The organism is Staphylococcus sp. M0911 (assembly GCF_003491325.1).
GTDB classification, from domain to species: domain Bacteria; phylum Bacillota; class Bacilli; order Staphylococcales; family Staphylococcaceae; genus Staphylococcus; species Staphylococcus warneri_A.
Genome location: NZ_CP022881.1, coordinates 257,124 through 274,065, shown reverse-complemented (window position 1 = coordinate 274,065; position 16,942 = coordinate 257,124). Strand labels below are relative to the sequence as shown.

The 16,942-nt window shown below is 33.0% G+C and carries 14 protein-coding genes; 3 read left to right on the top strand and 11 right to left on the bottom strand.

Annotated features, from left to right (window positions below):
* The first annotated feature begins 189 nt into the window (after positions 1–189).
* Positions 190–1,644 carry an alkaline phosphatase gene (locus tag ssp1_RS01240; protein WP_075778258.1) on the top strand — a complete coding sequence of 485 codons (1,455 nt, stop codon included), beginning with the start codon at positions 190–192 and terminating at the stop codon, positions 1,642–1,644.
* A gap of 82 nt (positions 1,645–1,726) precedes the next feature.
* On the opposite strand, the gene ssp1_RS01235 is transcribed toward ssp1_RS01240, so the two are convergent.
* From ssp1_RS01235 to ssp1_RS01225, 3 genes are all read right to left on the bottom strand, one after another.
* Positions 1,727–1,828 (bottom strand): SE2200 family small protein, encoded by a 102-nt coding sequence (locus tag ssp1_RS01235; RefSeq protein ID WP_015364644.1) that lies wholly within the window; start codon positions 1,826–1,828, stop codon positions 1,727–1,729.
* Between the two features lie 178 nt (positions 1,829–2,006).
* Positions 2,007–3,377 carry a poly-gamma-glutamate hydrolase family protein gene (locus tag ssp1_RS01230; RefSeq protein ID WP_240328892.1) on the bottom strand — a complete coding sequence of 457 codons (1,371 nt, stop codon included), beginning with the start codon at positions 3,375–3,377 and terminating at the stop codon, positions 2,007–2,009.
* 330 nt (positions 3,378–3,707) lie between these two features.
* Positions 3,708–4,157 carry a MarR family winged helix-turn-helix transcriptional regulator gene (locus ssp1_RS01225; protein ID WP_002452056.1) on the bottom strand — a complete coding sequence of 150 codons (450 nt, stop codon included), beginning with the start codon at positions 4,155–4,157 and terminating at the stop codon, positions 3,708–3,710.
* A gap of 162 nt (positions 4,158–4,319) precedes the next feature.
* Between ssp1_RS01225 and ssp1_RS01220 the strand changes: the two genes are divergently transcribed.
* Complete coding sequence (locus ssp1_RS01220) at positions 4,320–5,960, top strand: alpha-keto acid decarboxylase family protein (protein ID WP_118828081.1); 1,641 nt, start codon at positions 4,320–4,322, stop codon at positions 5,958–5,960.
* 135 nt (positions 5,961–6,095) lie between these two features.
* On the opposite strand, the gene ssp1_RS01215 is transcribed toward ssp1_RS01220, so the two are convergent.
* The 7 genes from ssp1_RS01215 to ssp1_RS01185 all read right to left on the bottom strand — a co-directional run bounded on the left by ssp1_RS01215 (position 6,096) and on the right by ssp1_RS01185 (position 12,907).
* A complete protein-coding gene (locus tag ssp1_RS01215) occupies positions 6,096–6,308 on the bottom strand; it encodes a hypothetical protein (protein ID WP_049423190.1) in 213 nt (70 codons plus the stop codon).
* A gap of 24 nt (positions 6,309–6,332) precedes the next feature.
* The gene (gene argF, locus ssp1_RS01210) at positions 6,333–7,340 is read right to left on the bottom strand and encodes an ornithine carbamoyltransferase (RefSeq protein ID WP_075778261.1); all 1,008 of its coding nucleotides are present in this window, start codon (positions 7,338–7,340) and stop codon (positions 6,333–6,335) included.
* A 267-nt stretch (positions 7,341–7,607) separates the two neighbouring features.
* Positions 7,608–8,750, bottom strand: a complete 1,143-nt coding sequence (locus ssp1_RS01205) for a CapA family protein (RefSeq protein WP_075778262.1) — start codon at positions 8,748–8,750, stop codon at positions 7,608–7,610.
* 247 nt (positions 8,751–8,997) lie between these two features.
* Entirely contained in the window at positions 8,998–10,518 is a 1,521-nt protein-coding gene (locus ssp1_RS01200; RefSeq protein WP_075778263.1) for a M4 family metallopeptidase, read from the bottom strand.
* A 203-nt stretch (positions 10,519–10,721) separates the two neighbouring features.
* Positions 10,722–10,937 carry a M23 family metallopeptidase gene (locus ssp1_RS12145; protein ID WP_171970120.1) on the bottom strand — a complete coding sequence of 72 codons (216 nt, stop codon included), beginning with the start codon at positions 10,935–10,937 and terminating at the stop codon, positions 10,722–10,724.
* A gap of 11 nt (positions 10,938–10,948) precedes the next feature.
* On the bottom strand, positions 10,949–11,515 hold the full coding sequence (isaB, locus tag ssp1_RS01190; RefSeq protein WP_002452049.1) for an immunodominant staphylococcal antigen IsaB family protein: 567 nt from the start codon (positions 11,513–11,515) through the stop codon (positions 10,949–10,951).
* 156 nt (positions 11,516–11,671) lie between these two features.
* Positions 11,672–12,907, bottom strand: coding sequence for an ArgE/DapE family deacylase (locus ssp1_RS01185; protein WP_002452048.1), 1,236 nt, complete (start codon positions 12,905–12,907; stop codon positions 11,672–11,674).
* A gap of 112 nt (positions 12,908–13,019) precedes the next feature.
* Between ssp1_RS01185 and ssp1_RS01180 the strand changes: the two genes are divergently transcribed.
* Positions 13,020–13,538 (top strand): hypothetical protein, encoded by a 519-nt coding sequence (locus ssp1_RS01180; RefSeq protein ID WP_075778265.1) that lies wholly within the window; start codon positions 13,020–13,022, stop codon positions 13,536–13,538.
* Positions 13,539–13,877: 339 nt separating this feature from the next.
* On the opposite strand, the gene ssp1_RS01175 is transcribed toward ssp1_RS01180, so the two are convergent.
* Positions 13,878–16,736 (bottom strand): YhgE/Pip domain-containing protein, encoded by a 2,859-nt coding sequence (locus ssp1_RS01175; protein ID WP_075778266.1) that lies wholly within the window; start codon positions 16,734–16,736, stop codon positions 13,878–13,880.
* Positions 16,737–16,942: the final 206 nt, after the last annotated feature.

The window sequence follows — 16,942 nt, the reverse complement described above, 5'->3', positions numbered from 1 at the left end:
TGCTATACTCTATTTAATATCTATTTTACATGTTTATTATTAAAAGTACATTTGTTATGAATCATCCGTTCATAAAATCCCCTTTTACCCATGTTTACAATCTATTTACAAGAACCACATATTTAATCAAAATGCCTTGCTTATACTTAAATTGTAATACGTTCATACATATATTAGGGGGCTTTTTAAATGAAATCATTTAATCAATATACTAAATACTTATTGTCAGGTAGTATCATTGCTGCAACATTATTAAGTAGTACGAATGTATCTTTAGCTTCTGGGACAAATACAGAGGACGACAAAAAACAAAGTAATGATGATGCTATTGCTTTCGGTAATACTAAAAACCCTAAAAATGTCATTTTCTTAGTTGGCGATGGAATGGGTCCTTCATTTAACACTGCGTATCGTTATTATCAAAACGATCCCTCAGCTAAATCGATGAAACCCACTACATTTGATAAATATTTAAAGGGTACTAACCGTACTTATCCTAATGACCCTAAAGAAAACGTGACAGATTCTGCGGCAGGTGCTACAGCGTTTAGTTCAGGTCATAAAACATACAATGGTGCCATTGGTGTCGATGCTAATAAAAATAATGTGAAAACTGTATTAGAAAGTGCAAAAGAAAAAGGTAAATCTACGGGCCTTGTATCTACAGCAGAAATCACTGATGCAACCCCTGCAGCTTATGCATCTCATGTTGATTCTCGTGATAAAAAAGATGAAATTGCGAAACAATTTTATAACGATAAAATTAACGGCAAACATAAAGTAGATGTCATTTTAGGTGGCGGTTCTAAATATTTTGGCAAAGAAAATGGGAATTTAGATCAAAAATTCAAAAAAGATGGTTACGATGTGGTTTCTAATAAAAATGAACTGAATCAATCAAAGAGCAATCAGGTGTTAGGTTTATTCTCTGAGAAAGATATGCCACTTCAAATTGATGCACCAGAAAGTAACCCATTATTAGTAGATATGGAAAACAGCGCTTTAAGTAAACTTGAAAAGAACGATAAAGGATTCTTCTTAATGGTAGAAGGTGCGTCTATCGACAAAGCTGCACATCCAAATGATGTTACGGGTGTAATGTCTGAAATGCAAGGGTTTGATAAAGCTTTCTCAAACGCGATTAACTATGCTAAACAACATAAAGATACACTTGTTGTAGCAACAGCAGATCATTCTACAGGTGGTATGACCATCGGTAAAGGTAAAGATTACAAATGGAATCCTCAATCAATTCATCAAATGAAACATTCTGGTATGTATATGACAAAAGAAATTGCTGCTGGTAAAGATCCTGAAAAAGTAATCAATGATGGCTATGGCATTGACTTCCCTAAAGAACAACTTGATAAAGTTAAAAAAGAAGCTAAAAAGCTGAAGAAATTAACAAAATCAGGCAAAGATGAAAAAGATCCAAAAGTTGTAGAACAAACGACACGTCTTCAAGATGCAATTCAAAAACCTATTAATGATGCATCTCATACAGGTTGGACTACTTACGGTCATACTGGTGAAGATGTAAATACGTATGCCTATGGTCCTGGATCTAATCAATTCAAAGGAAATAAAGAAAATACAGATAGTGCGAAAAACATCTTTGATTTCTTTGCTAATGACGTAAAATAAGCTTTGATATTAAATAAACCGAGATGAGCGTGACTCATCTCGGTTTATTTTAATGTATGCATCTATTTATTCATGATACATATTAATATTCAATATTAGGTGCTTGGTTTACATGGTTTTGATACTTTTTAAATGCATAGTAGCCTGCACCGACTAAAGTTAATAATATAGCGAATTTTTTCATCATAAAAACTCCTTTTTCGATTATTCATTTCAACTATCGCTTTGAAATTCTTATGACATAATTATACACTTTTTTTCAACAATTTTAAAAACCTTATTATCAATGGATTGAAAAAACATAAATTAAATTTAATATATATCGCCAACATTCTTTTTTCAATACACTCAACACGTTGATTTTAATGTGTTGATGTATCCGTAGTTTTAGATATTGCCATATGCAAAGCATCTGCAAATTGATACATTAACGGCGACCAATTATCTTCATTTTTTCGTGATGATGTACTCATATCTTGATTATTAAATAACGCTTTTCGTAATGAGGTCGTTAACTCTAATTGCACGCCAGTACTATTTTCATTTTTATTAATGAAATTATTCTCATTTAATCCGCCTAAATATTCAGGTGGAACTTGTACAGTAAAACCTCTACTTTCCAATTGTGATTGAATCTCATCTCTTAGGTCAGACTTAGCGCCGCCTAAGAATACAATTGGGTCGTCTCCTTTAGCTCCATGTATGGAAATGGTAGCCGATCGTCCTTCAACCATTTGATGTAAAGTTGGATCATCATAATGTGTCGACGTCACATGCAATTGTGTATTATTAGATGGTCTTATAGCTTCAAAAGAAAAATAATCATAACCACCTTGTTGTGCAAGTAACTTTGTTAACTCAGACGTACCTTGTTCTATATTACCTCCATGAGGTGCTACTATCAGAACTTGACTACCTTGGTCACGGGTTTCTTTCTTCCAATCTATGCCTTCTTTAGTTTCTCGTTCAAGTTGGGTCATTGAAGTGTAATAATCTTTGTGTGCACTTTCAATCGGTTTGATAGGTTTAACATCCGTATTTGTACCTATCGCAGGTATTGTAGTTTCTTTCGAATTTGCGCTTTTTGGTGTTGTAGTTGATGTTGTCGATGTTACTGGTTTCGTTGATGAAACAGTCGTCGTTGACGGTTTAGTACTTGATCGTGATGTAGATGTCGTAGGTGCTTTGGCAGTACTTGTTGATGTCTTGGATACCGTCTTCGATTTCTGGCTCGGTGGACGCGTCGTTGTAGATGTTTTCGTTGACGTTGTTGATTTTGATGGTGTTGTAGTTGTATGTTGTGTCGTATTTGTTGGTTTCGTTGTTGATGTCTTTGATACTGTTGGCTTTGTTATAGGTGATTTTGTTGTCGCATGGTTTGTTGAGGATTTCGTACTTGTTGTTCCACTTTTAGGATGTATAGACGTAGGTGCTTTTGCTGATGTTGGTTTTTGTGTATGACTCGTGCTTGTTTTAATCGTAGATGTTTGATTTGTTTTAGGAGCTGAAACAGATACCGCTTTGACTGTTTGAGTTGGTTGCTTAATAGCTGCTACTTTAGTCGTCGTTTTCACTGTAGTTGGCGCCTTAACTGTTGTTGTGACACGTTTCACAGCTTTCTTAGACTGGGATATATGAGGTGTTGTTGATGATGTTCGTGTTTGATTTTGAGCACTCGTATGGTTGTAAGTCGTTTGTAAAGTAGAAGCATGGGCAGTGGCTTGTTGAGTCACGACACTTATTGTTCCTAAACTAATTGACGCAGTGATTAAACCTAACGTAATTTTAACAATTGGTTTAGCTTTTTTTAGTTACATATCTTTTCATTCATAAACTCCTTAAAATAAAATGCTTTTATCCTATGTTAACTTATCCATTGTAAATAGCAATAATTTTATTTAATATAACAACTATTTATTACATTATTAACAAAAATTTAAAAAAGAGTATGTATGATGTTAATATTCCCAACATTATTACTTAACATTTAGACTTTCTCATTACATTTCATAAAAATCCCCTATTGCATCATATGCAACAGGGAAAATTAGTAAAAGTATAAGTTAATCTTGCCTTTTTAAATGTTCAATATGTTTGAAGCCATCTCTTTGGTTGGCTAACGCTTCCATGATATCGTACCAATTGTTTCCTACTTTTTGTTGAATCGTTTGTAATAGATGATCTTGTGCGTAATTGAGCTCATTAATTAACGCATTACCTTTTTCTGTAGCAAATAGCTGTTTAACACGACGATCTTGTTCGGATATTTGCTCTATAATAAGCTCTTTTTCTTTTAATGTTCTCAGTGTGGCATGAGAACCTTGCTTTGATATTTCCAATGTTTGAAGTAACTCTTTTATCGTAATTCCCGGTAATTTATTGATAAAAAATAAGAAACGGTGATGTTGGCGACTCATACCGTATTGTTCGATAATGTCATCCGCTGTCGTAACAAAGGTTTTATAAGCAAAGTAAAATAACATATGTTCATAATCATTTTTATTTGTCGACATGTACTTTCTTTCCTTTTCTAATATTTAAGGTTCATTATAATAAAGTTTCCTATTTTAGTCATGCTAAACTTTTCCAAAAGGTCAAGTTGATTGACTTTATTTCCACAAAAAGTTATCTTTTAATTGTAAAATGCAAATACATAAACAAAGGTGGTATGCATAATGAAACAACGTGTAGGACAATATTTAATGGATGCAGTTAATGCTGCAGAGGTAGATAAAATATTCGGTGTCCCTGGTGATTTCAATTTAGCCTTTTTAGACGATATTATTTCTCATGACCAAGTAGAGTGGATTGGTAATACTAACGAATTAAATGCGAGCTATGCCGCCGATGGTTATGCTCGAATTAATGGATTAGGTGCATTAGTTACTACGTTTGGGGTCGGAGAATTGAGTGCTGTTAACGGCATTGCTGGATCCTATGCTGAACGCGTACCTGTCATTGCAATTACTGGTGCACCCACTCGTGCTGTTGAGTCAGCTGGAAAATATGTTCATCACTCTTTAGGTGAAGGTACATTTGATGATTATAGAAAAATGTTTGAACCAATAACAACTGCGCAAGGATATATTACGCCAGAAAATGCAACAACTGAAATTCCTAGACTTATTCAAGCAGCGATCAACGAACGTCGTCCAGTTCATTTACATTTGCCAATCGATGTTGCAATGACTGAAATCGACGTGGCTAAGCCTTTCCAACCTGAAACACGTGATGATCAAGATGTATCTCGCTATATTCAAATGATTGAAGATAAATTACATTCTGCTAAACAACCTGTGATTATTACAGGGCATGAAATTAATAGCTTTGGTTTGCATTCTGAATTAGAACAATTTGTAAATCAAACTCATATTCCTGTCGCACAACTTTCTCTTGGTAAAGGCGCTTTTAATGAAGAAAACGAACATTATCTTGGTATCTTCGATGGCAGTATCGCCGAAGAAAATGTTAAAAACTATGTTAATCAAAGTGATGCCATATTAAATATAGGTGCGAAATTGACTGACTCAGCGACAGCCGGTTTCTCATTTGAATTTGATATCGATGATGTTGTGATGATTAATCATAACTATTTTAAAATGAATGAAACAATCACTGAACAAGTTGCACTACCTCATCTTTTAAATGGCTTAATGACAATTTCTTATAAAAACAAATCTGAGTTTCCAAAATATCAACGACCACAAGGAGAAAACTATCAAATCGATCATGAACCATTAACTCAAGCAACTTATTTCAAAATGATGCAAGACTTCCTACAACTGGATGATATTTTAATTGCTGAACAAGGTTCTTCATTCTTTGGATCCTATGATTTAGCTTTATATAAAGACAATACCTTTATTGGACAGCCTTTATGGGGGTCTATCGGTTACACATTACCTGCAACATTAGGTACAGAAATCGCTGCACCACATAGACGTAATGTCTTACTTATCGGAGATGGTTCTTTACAACTGACGGTTCAATCGTTATCAACAATGATCAGACAACAATTGAAACCAATTATATTTGTAGTTAACAATGATGGTTATACAGTGGAACGTTTAATTCATGGTATGAAAGAACCATATAATGATATTCACATGTGGGATTACAAAGCACTCCCTGCAGTATTTGGCGGAGACAATGTAGTCGTCCATGATGTTAATACATCACATGAATTAAAAGAAACATTTGAAAAAATCAATGCAAATGGTGACTGCATGCACTTTGTTGAAGTGAAAATGGCAGTTGAAGACGCGCCAGCTAAATTAAGTGATATTGCTAAAGCATTTGCTTCACAAAATAAATAATAGAATATAAAAGAGGTTGAGACGCAAAGTTTTGGTGCTCTAGGAACGCTCACGATTCGACAAAATTGGGAAAACCATTTTGCTCATCGTTAGGTTCTGCTCAAATCCTAAACACTTTTGTCTCAACCTCTTTATTCATTTTTGATTAATTATCTTTTCAGATTCTAACTTTGCTATAACATCATTAATAGTTTCGTTTTGAATTTCCATTTTCATATCTTCGTGTATTTCATTTTCTATCATAGGGTAAATATGGTCAATAATTTGCTTGCTCGCTATTTCGCCTATTTCTATTTCATAGTTATCATAAAGAAATGACTTTAATGCTTTAGAGACTTCTATAATCATGCATAACACCTCATTTGTAATCTCTTATTTTATGCCACCTAAAGTTAATGCCATTACAGCTTTAATAGAATGCAAACGATTTTCTGCTTGTTTAAAAACTATAGAATAAGGACTATTAAAGACCTCATCTGTGATCTCCATTTCCGATAATCCATATTTTTCGTAGACCTCTTTACCTACTTGAGTTTGTGTATTATGGAAAGCTGGTAAACAATGCAGTACTTTCACATCAGGATTTTGAATCTTTTGAATTAATGACATATTGATTTGATAAGGTTGTAATACCTTAACTCTTTCTTCTATAACATCTGTTGGTTCTCCCATTGAAAACCAAACATCCGTATAAATAGCATCCGTTTGATAAACGCTCTTTTCAATATCACTACTGATTTGAATCGTTGCGCCTGTTTGTTGTGCATAATCGTTAGCCATTGTTACCACAGACGATTCCGGCAAACGAGATTCTGGTGCCACAATATTCATATTGACACCTAATAACGCCCCTGTAACTAACAAGTCATTCGCTACATTATTTCGAGCGTCTCCAATATATGTTAATGTCTTACCTTTTAACGTCCCCCACTCTTCTTTTAATGTCATAAAGTCCGCTAACATTTGAGTAGGGTGCCATTCATTAGTTAAACCATTCCAGACAGGTACATTTGCATGTTGGGCTAGTGTTTCAACATCATTATGATCATGTCCTCTAAATTCGATACCATCATACATACTTCCTAGAACTTTTGCCGTGTCATATATACTCTCTTTTTTACCTAAATGAATCTCTCCCTGTCCAAAGTAATCTACTTGAACACCTAAGTCGTGGGCCGCAACACTAAAGGCTGCTCGTGTACGTGTAGATGGTTTTTCAAATATAATGGCTATATTTTTATTTGTTAATAATTGATGTGATTGATTATTTTTCTTTTCTGCTTTTAATTGTTGTGCCCTATCTATGATGTAATTCAATTCATCTTTAGAATAATCGGTCGATTTTAATAAACATTTACCTTCAAAGTTAAACTTGCTCATGTCATCAACTCCTTGATAACATCTTACAACATAGTAAATATAAATTCAATAAATTGTTTATTTATGCATTGTATTAATATGATCCTATTACCCATTCTATTGATTTTACGGGCATTAAAGGAGTAAAAATGATTTATTGTTGTATACATCATTAATATAATGAATATCATTTACAATGTTTCTCATGAAACATTTAACGATGTTGTTAGGTAACAGTGTGTTAAATATTTCTAGTAACACAATTGATTTCAGAAGCTAACGTATTTTTTATAAACTGTCTTCATCTAAAAATCTTTCATTAATAACCTCTTTAGTTATTTGTTGTAATCGCAATTTGCTCATTTCAGAATTCGGGTCATAATTTCGACCATGTTTACTGATTAAACGTTCATCAATATCCTTTAATGGATATATTTTAAAGTTCACTTTACTGTTTTTGTTGTATATATTACTTAATTCATAATAATTAACCATACTTCGCCATTTAACGTTTTCAATTTTTACTGCTTTAGGCGTTTTTATTATTTTAAATTCTATTCTACCGAGTAAGTCATTACTTTCATTTCCAGTTTCCTGTCCATTCAAGAAATTTCCTAGGGAATAAGCGACTAAGGTACGATGATGATCCTTACCTTTGATCCATTCAACGGGTTGTATAACATGTGGATGTGTACCTAGTACAACATCCACCCCTTCATCAGCAAATAACTTTGCATATTTTCGTTGTATTGGATTAGGTTGATGAGCGCCTTCATTCCCCCAGTGTGCCGATACAAATATGACATCCGCTACTTCTTTGGCTTGTTGTATATCCTTCTTAATTTGTTTGTCATCAAAATAGTTGATTTCGTATTGATGTTTAGGCTTAATTCCATTAGTACCAAATGTATAACTAAGCAGTGCTATATTGATACCGTTTATCTTTTTGACAGCCACCTGATCATGATCCTTTTGCGTATCATAAACACCTGTAAACAACACTTTACTTTTATATTTATCCCATTGTTGAATATGATATTTCAGTCCTTCGTCACCTTGATCAAATGCATGGTTATTAGCTCCATTAATAAAATTAAACCCTGTTTCTACCAAACTATCTGAAATATCCCTAGGTGTGTTAAATCGTTTAAATCCATGATAAGGGCTATGATCTCCACCAATTGGAGATTCTTGATTGATAAAAGCAATATCTGCCGCTTGAATATCTTTTTTTATATGTTGATACATAGGGTTAAAATGATATGTAACACCATCTGATTCAAGTGCATCCTTATATACATTAGGATGTATTAAATTATCGCCTACTGCTACAACTTGTGCCTCTTGCTTTAAATCCATCCGATATACCAACGTGCTAACTAACAAAAATAAAATAAAAGACAAAATCGATATTAAATAATACTTTTTCAATGTTGTATCTCCTCATATACAATATACATACAACATTACTATTTTCACGAATAAAAACAATGCTATTAATTTTAAATTTATGTAAATTATTATTTTGCAAAACAAATACGGTAGTTCATTTTAATCATTTGACTATTAACTATCTCCCAAAAATTAGACTGCTCGTTGTCTAACGTTAGACAACCCTAAGTGTCACCCCATAAAACAAGCCTCCCACTGCGCTTATCTCAGTGAAAGGCTTGATAGTTTAAACGCCAACATCTTCCCATGATTGATTAACTTTATCTGCTGTAGATTTATCATATAAATCAAGTGCGGCTTGATGTAATGATTCTTTAGCATCTTCAAAATTTGAATTAGAAGATAAATATTGTGTTAACGTTCTATAATAAATTTGTTCGGCTTTATCTTTACCAATACGTTTTATCGTTAAATATGCAGCTTTATTAGGGATACCTGAATTAGTATGCACGCCACCATTATCTTCTTGTGTTTTAGAGTAATGTTTCATATGCGCAGGTTGATCATACTTTTCAGGATTAGACATACTTCTTAATGCATCACCTTTAACATTAGGTGTGTATATATCCTCACCAATTAAGAAATTATCACTATCAATAAAGTATGCAAAGACATCTGAGAAACTTTCGTTCAATGCACCGGATTGATTTTCATAAACTAAATTGGCTGTTTCTTGAGTTATACCATGTGTAATTTCGTGAGCTACCACATCTTTAGCACCAGAGAATGGTAAATAATTATCATTGTCTCCGTCTCCATAAATCATTTTATCGCCAATCCAAGCAGCATTGTTACGATTATCTTCATTTTCAAATTGATTCACATGAGTTAATGAATCGATAGGGCTCCCTTTATCATCATATGATTCTCGACCGAATTTATTTTTATAGTAATCATACACATCTTTAGCATAATCGTTCGCATCAACACCAGCATGTTGTGACTTGTCTATGAAATCTTTATCTTTATCAGTCATTAGTTTTGAACTGCTATCCTCATCATTATAATCATAAGCTGAAATATTTCCCTTATGTGTCACATCTTTCAATTCATAGCTATCATCATTACTATTAATATTAATTTTTTTCGTTTTGTTTAATACGCTTTTACCATTACCTTCAGTATGTGCATGTTGGATATTATTTAGTTTATTAACGATTTCACCAGTCTCAGCATCAACTTGAATAGTCCAATGAGATATTCTTGGAGAGGTCGTTACAATTTCAACCTGATAAACATATTTGTTATTTTGACCACTAATTTGAATGTCATTCTTTTTAATAACATCATTTTTAAAGTTTTTAGCTTTGTCAGATGACATTGAAATAGCTTCAAATGCTTTATCGATAGCTTCCTTTTTATGGATTTGAACAGTATTGCTAGGTTTTATTTCACTACCACCTGTGTCACCATTGATAAGTACAACCTTACCTTGAGGATTAGTATGTATTTTAACTTCTCTATCAGGAACATATGCATTTTTAAACTTTGGTTGTAATGTATAGTGCGTGTAGCCTAATTGATCTGTATTGACGTCGACTGTTTTATAGTGCTTAAATTGCTTTTTAGCATTTTTATCATTGGGTAATAATTTTAATGCCTGAAATGCTTTATTCTTATCCTTAATTTCTAATTTATTTTGATTTGTTGAATGATCATTCTTTGCATTTACTTGTCCACTATAAAATGAACTACTTATAGCTATTACTGAAATACTAGAAATGATAGTTTTAGACAATCGTTTCATATTAATCCTCCGTATATGTTTAAATTTTAACCTCTACTCATACTATTTATATTTTTGTAAAAAGTAAATGAAAATTACATAAAATCCAATACATATACGTTGTGTTTTGTAATATAATATATTAAATTTACCAAACTGTTTTATCTGCGAATCGTTTCACCTTTGATAGGTGTCCTATTATTTTCAAAATTAACTTTGAGTGATTACCCTTCTAATAAACTAGGTTGATTACTAACTTGAAAATGAATATGAGGCTCTGACGAATTACCTGAATTTCCACAAAGACCTATCATAACGTTATCCGTTATTTCATCACCAATATTCACTTTGATCGAATGTTGTTTTAAATGTCCAATTAGACTAAATTCATAATTAAATCTATCAAAAAACAGACATCCTATATAAGGACGTCTGTTCATATCATTCTATCTTATTTAATTTTATCCATCGTTTTATCTTTTTGAATCGCTACTTTGGTTTTTTCATAGCCAATGACAATGCGGTCGATTTTACCTTTTGATGCATCGAACCATACTGCTTCGCCATTTTTCTTAGGTTGGTAGTAATAAATACCAGTTGTATTATTTTTACCATTATCTACTTTTTTCAAATCTTTACCATAAGATTTTTGTAAATCTGTTAACTTCAATTGCTTTTTCAATGGAATATCGACTAATGAAGCTTTTTTAGATTTTTTATCATATTGACGGAATAATTGGTCTGATTTGATTACTGTTTGAGTTGATTGAGTTGGTGCAATTTTAATACCATTAAATGTAACGTTGCCAGCTTTGATCGCATTTTTGAAATTTTTATCTAAAGTAAACTTCGCATCATAACCTGCGTTACCTTTATAAGTATAGTAAGCTGATTGGTGTTGCTGTGTTGTTGATGCATGTGCCGTATGATTTATTACTGGCGCTACACTCGCTGATGCACTTAATAATGTACCGAAAGCTAATGTAGACGCAATGATTGATTTTGTCTTTTTATTCATAACGTATCCTCTCTTTCTTTACCCACAGCTTCTTTGCTTATGGGTCTTCTAAATTATACGTCATCAACTAAAGACATACAATTAAAAGTAATAGCCCTTACAGTTTTGTCATATCTAATTTATGATTGAATTTAATATTTTATCTTACATGTCTTATCAATTTTCATTTAGATAAGTCAGTAGTAATTCAATATAGTAATCGATAAATTTTAAATAATGAACTTTATTAACACATTCATCTATTTGATGTGGTCCTTGACCTGGCCCTATCATTAAGAATGGAAATGCTTCGCTTTTACCTTTTAATAAATTAGATGCATCCGTAACGGCAACTGTTGGTGTATCTATCAAAGCAGAAGAATCAAAATATGTTTGAGCCAGTTGATGCCCTAATTTAAATAAGTGATTGTCGCCCGTTGTTACAACTGGGTCAAGATCTAAATAGATGTCATGAGTTAGATGTGCCCCTCTTTGATTCGCTTCGTTGATATATTTCTCGAATAGTGCTTTAACTTTTGTATTATCATATTCTGGAATCGTACGAACATTGAATGTTGCAGTTGCATGATCAGGGACAGAATTGACTTGAGAACCACCATTAATCATGCTATTGGTCATTACAAGTCCTTGAATTCTAGTTTGAACTTCGTCTTTACTTACAAAACTAGGCAATTGATCAGCCATCTGATTGACCATATTACCATAATCTAGCGCCGTCCCTTTTATACTTTGGGTAATGTCTTCATATGCTTGATTAATATTTTGAATCAATTCAATGAGTGGTGTAATTGCATTTTCTCCCATAAAAGGTGTAGAACTATGACTTGAACGACCCTTAGATGTGATTTTAATATCCATTGATCCTTTATGAGCATATACAATACTTGGATAAGATGGTTCTGCGATGACTAGAGCATCGACATCATCCATGTAACCTTTACGATATAATTGTTCTGATCCTGCTTGTTCCATTTCCTCTCCAGCAGTTGCTAATAATTTAATGGTACCATTTTTTAATTGTCCACTTGCTTTAATTTCAATCATTGCGATGACTAAGGCAGCCAATCCCGACTTCATATCCGCAGCGCCTCGTCCGTATAAATGACCATTTCGTTCAGTCAATTCAAATGGTGGCGATGTCCAATCATCATGATTCCCTTCATTTACAACATCCATATGTCCTGATACAGCAACTACTGGTTTACCAGACCCTATGGTTGCGATGAGATTTGCACGTTGACCTGAAATATAATCAATGTGTGTGTCAATATCATATTGATTAAGCCATTGGGCTAAATATTGTGCTACAGCTAATTCATTATCATTGACTGAAGGGATAGCCACAATTTCTGATAAAATTTCGACCTTTTGTTCATTAGTTAATACACTCATATATGTCACTTACTTTCCTATTATTTTAAAATATCGTTAAATGTTGTGTTCTTATTCAAAAATTTGATTATAATATAGTTAATGATTATCGAAGTTAATGGAGGATACACTTTTGAAGAAATTACTAGCAAGCATTGTTATTTTTGCACTTGTATTAGCTTTAGGATTTTCTGTTTTTGCAGCTTTGACACACCAAAATAAATCATCTCTTCATAAAGCCGAACATAAAACTGAGGAAAAAGATAAAAAGAAAGCATCAAAAGATAAAGCGGAAAAAACTACAACAAATCAAGAATCTGTTCAAGCTGAGCCTACGAATTCACAACAAAATAATGTAAACAGTTCCAATCATTCAGCTAATCAACAACCAACTCAAAAATCATCCCAAGCTAATCATCAGACGTTACCTAGCCAATCAGCTCAATCTAAACCGTCAAATCAACCGGCACAAAAAAGTAATAATCAGCCGGCACGTACACAACAATCTGAACCAGTAAATAAACCAAAGGCAAGTACTGAATCAGCACAAGGTCAAGGCGGTCAAGGTGGCCAAGGATCAAATAACAATAATAATGCAAATCGCTCAGCTCAAAACAATAGCACTTCAAACAAACAAAGCAAATCAGAATAATATAAAAGACAGGATTAAGTCATTCTCATTGGCTCTTACTTGAGCTGAATGCCTTATCCTGTCTTTTTTTATTAAACACTCAATGATTCATGAGTCTGATTTGAATCAAAATTTCTTCTAAATACCTTTAACTAATCTAGTGGAATCTCATACCACCATCAACGATAATTGTTTGTCCAGTAATATACTACACACGCTCCTTAAATGTATTCACTTATTATAATATCACTCAAGAATATATTTTTTTGTGTATAACTCGTGTCTTAATGTATATTACATAAAAAAATTCTAGCACTTAAGGCATACATATAATGCCTAAGTGCTAGAAACTCATTCACTTTATTCTGTTACATTACTTTCATCAACTTTAGATGAAACTTTTCTCATCAATGGATCTGTGATTGGTTTTAAAATAACACCAACTATGATAAATCCTAATCCAAATAATGCTAAGATAATCACTTTTGTAATTAATATTTCTGGAACAATACCCCCTACCGTTTCACGTAAAGCATCAATCGCATACGTAAATGGTAAATATGGCGATATCGTTTGGAAGAACTTAGGCGTCGTTTGAATTGGGAAGGTACCGCCACCACCTGCGATTTGTAATACTAAGAAAATAATCGCAATCGCTTTACCTGGGTTTCCTAATAACGATACACAAGTATAAATAATTGAGTTAAATACCAGTGAACAGAACACTGCTATCGTCACAAATAATACTGGCGACTCGACGGCTGCTTTTAATATAACTAAGTCTCCAATTGATACAATTAATGCTTGCACTATACCTAGTAGGAAGAAGAAGCCTGCTTTACCCATGAAGATTTCTCTAGGACTAAGTATTGATTTTAAAGACTCATGTTTGTTATCTACGGATAATAAACTAACCATTAACAACCCACCTACCCATATGGATAAGGCTGTATAAAACGGTGTCATTCCTGAACCATAATCTTTAACTGGGAACACGTCCGTTGTCTTTTTATTTATTGGATGTGCAATGACATCAGCTTGCTTTTTCAAATCATTTTTCAATACATCGATTAAATTATCTACCGCATCGTCTTTATCTAATTGTTTAAATATTTTATTGGCTTTCTTCAAATCTTTCTCAACACCTGGTAATTTATTTTCTGAGAAATCCGCTAAATTTGACAGTGCTTCTTTAGCTCTTGGTTGGTTCTCATCTAATAAATTCACCGCATTATCATATTTACTAAATAATGATGGTAAATTGTCATTGACTGCTTGAGTAGCATTCGCTAGACGTTGTTCTAATCCAGGTAAGTCATTACGCACAAAGTCTGCCGCTTTAGCTACATCTTTCTTCACTGTAGGGAAGTAATCTTGCGCTGTTTTCATTGCGCTAATATACGTTTGTTCTATACCTGGTAATGCTGTTTGAATACGATCAATACGTTTTTTACCACTATCTAATATACTTTGTCCTGAATCAATCACCTGATTGATTGAATTTAATTTAGATTGAACGGTTGATAATGCTTGTTGACCTGATGCCAATTGTGACGTAATATCATTCGAAATGTTTAATAAACTTTGATTTAATTCTTTCTTAACATAAGTACGGAATTGACTTAATGTCTTATTCGTATCACCAATTTTATTCAACACATTTATCGCTTCTGATTTACCAGAACTACCATTTGATAAGGCATCGATTAATTGATTGGTTGTTTTCAACTGATCATTGAGTTGATTATTGGCTTTTTTTATTTGCTTAATTTCTTTTGATAAATCAACATCTTCGTTTTTCTCAAGCTCTGATAATATATCAATAAATTGTTGATTATATTTCGTAGCATTTTCTAAACGAGATGATACATTTTCTAACGGTTCTTTAAACTCAGTCGGTTTGTCTGATGCCAAAATACCGTATGAGATATGTTTCAATGCATCCATATCTTTTTGAGATGCTTTGGCCTGAACATCACTTAAATTAGAAAGTGATAATAATGATTCAGTCAATGCTGTATTCATTGATTTAACATCATTTGAACTTACTAGCTCATTTGACTGGTTACTTTCATTATCACCGGAAGTACTTAATGATTGCGTCTTGATTCCAGATTGATAACTATGTCCCTCGTCGTGTTGTTTATTATGAGCACTTTGTTGACGCGCACCTTGCTGACGTAAACCTTGGTTAACATCATTATTTACATTTTGGGCACGTCCTGCTGCATCTTGATAATCACCAACTCGATTTTGAACTTGTGTTAAAAATCCTTTAGCATCTGTGAGTTGGTCGTTCGCAGCATCAATACCTTGTCCCGCTATAGAGACACCTCTATTGATTTTAGGAAATTGTGCTGGTACATCATTCGCTGCTACATTTAGTACTCTTTCAATATCAGGCATATAATTATTCAGCGCTATTATTAATTTGGCCTTTTCATTTAATGCTGGTATTGATGAATTAACTTGATTTAATCTTTCTTGTGCATCTAAAATATCACCTTTATAATTACCTAAATTTCTAAATTGATTCGCATAGCGATCAAGGTCATCTTGGTGTTCATTTAAATAGATGATTTTATTTTTAAACTTATTAATTTCTGGTAGTGACTGATTTGCTGCATAGACTGCATTTTTTATTTTATTAATTGTTGGCACTTCATCTTCAATTTTTAGACCTACTTTATTCGCCTCTGATAGTAGTGCTTTCGTCACGGTTTGATTAAATTGTTCATTAGCTTTTTCTACCACTAATGAAGAACCTGTATCTGTTAATTTCGCCGCAACCGCATTGATTTTCTGATTGACTTTGAAATCGACATCCGCTTTTTCAGGGTGTTTCCTTAATGTTCCCGTAATTTGATGTGTAAACTTGCTCGGTATGTATATGCCTGCATAATATTTCCCCATTTTAATTTCATGATCTGCTTTTTCACGGCTAACAAATTGCCAATCAAAGCTATCATTTTTCTTGAGGGTTTGTACCATTTTATTACCTACATTAATCTCTTTCCCTCTAACTTTGTCACCTTTATCTTCATTGACAATCGCTACTTTAATATGGCCTGTATTTCCATATGGATCCCACATTGCCCATAAGTTAAACCACGCATAAAATGAGGGTAATATGGCTAATCCCACTAATATGATCCAAACTGCTGGTGTTTTAGCAATTTTCTTTAAATCTGTTTTAAACAGCTTTAGTGCGTTTTTCATTGTCACACTCCTAAAAACGATTGATTAACTTTCCTATCTATTATTGATATCGCCATCATATTTATACTTATTTTACCAAATGTTAGATTACATTTTTCCAAAAACAATTTATTTTTCTGATAAAGGTTAGTATAATTAGATTTACTAGATTGTTTCAATTTGTTGATACGTATCAACTATAAATGTCATAAGTTAAATTATAACAA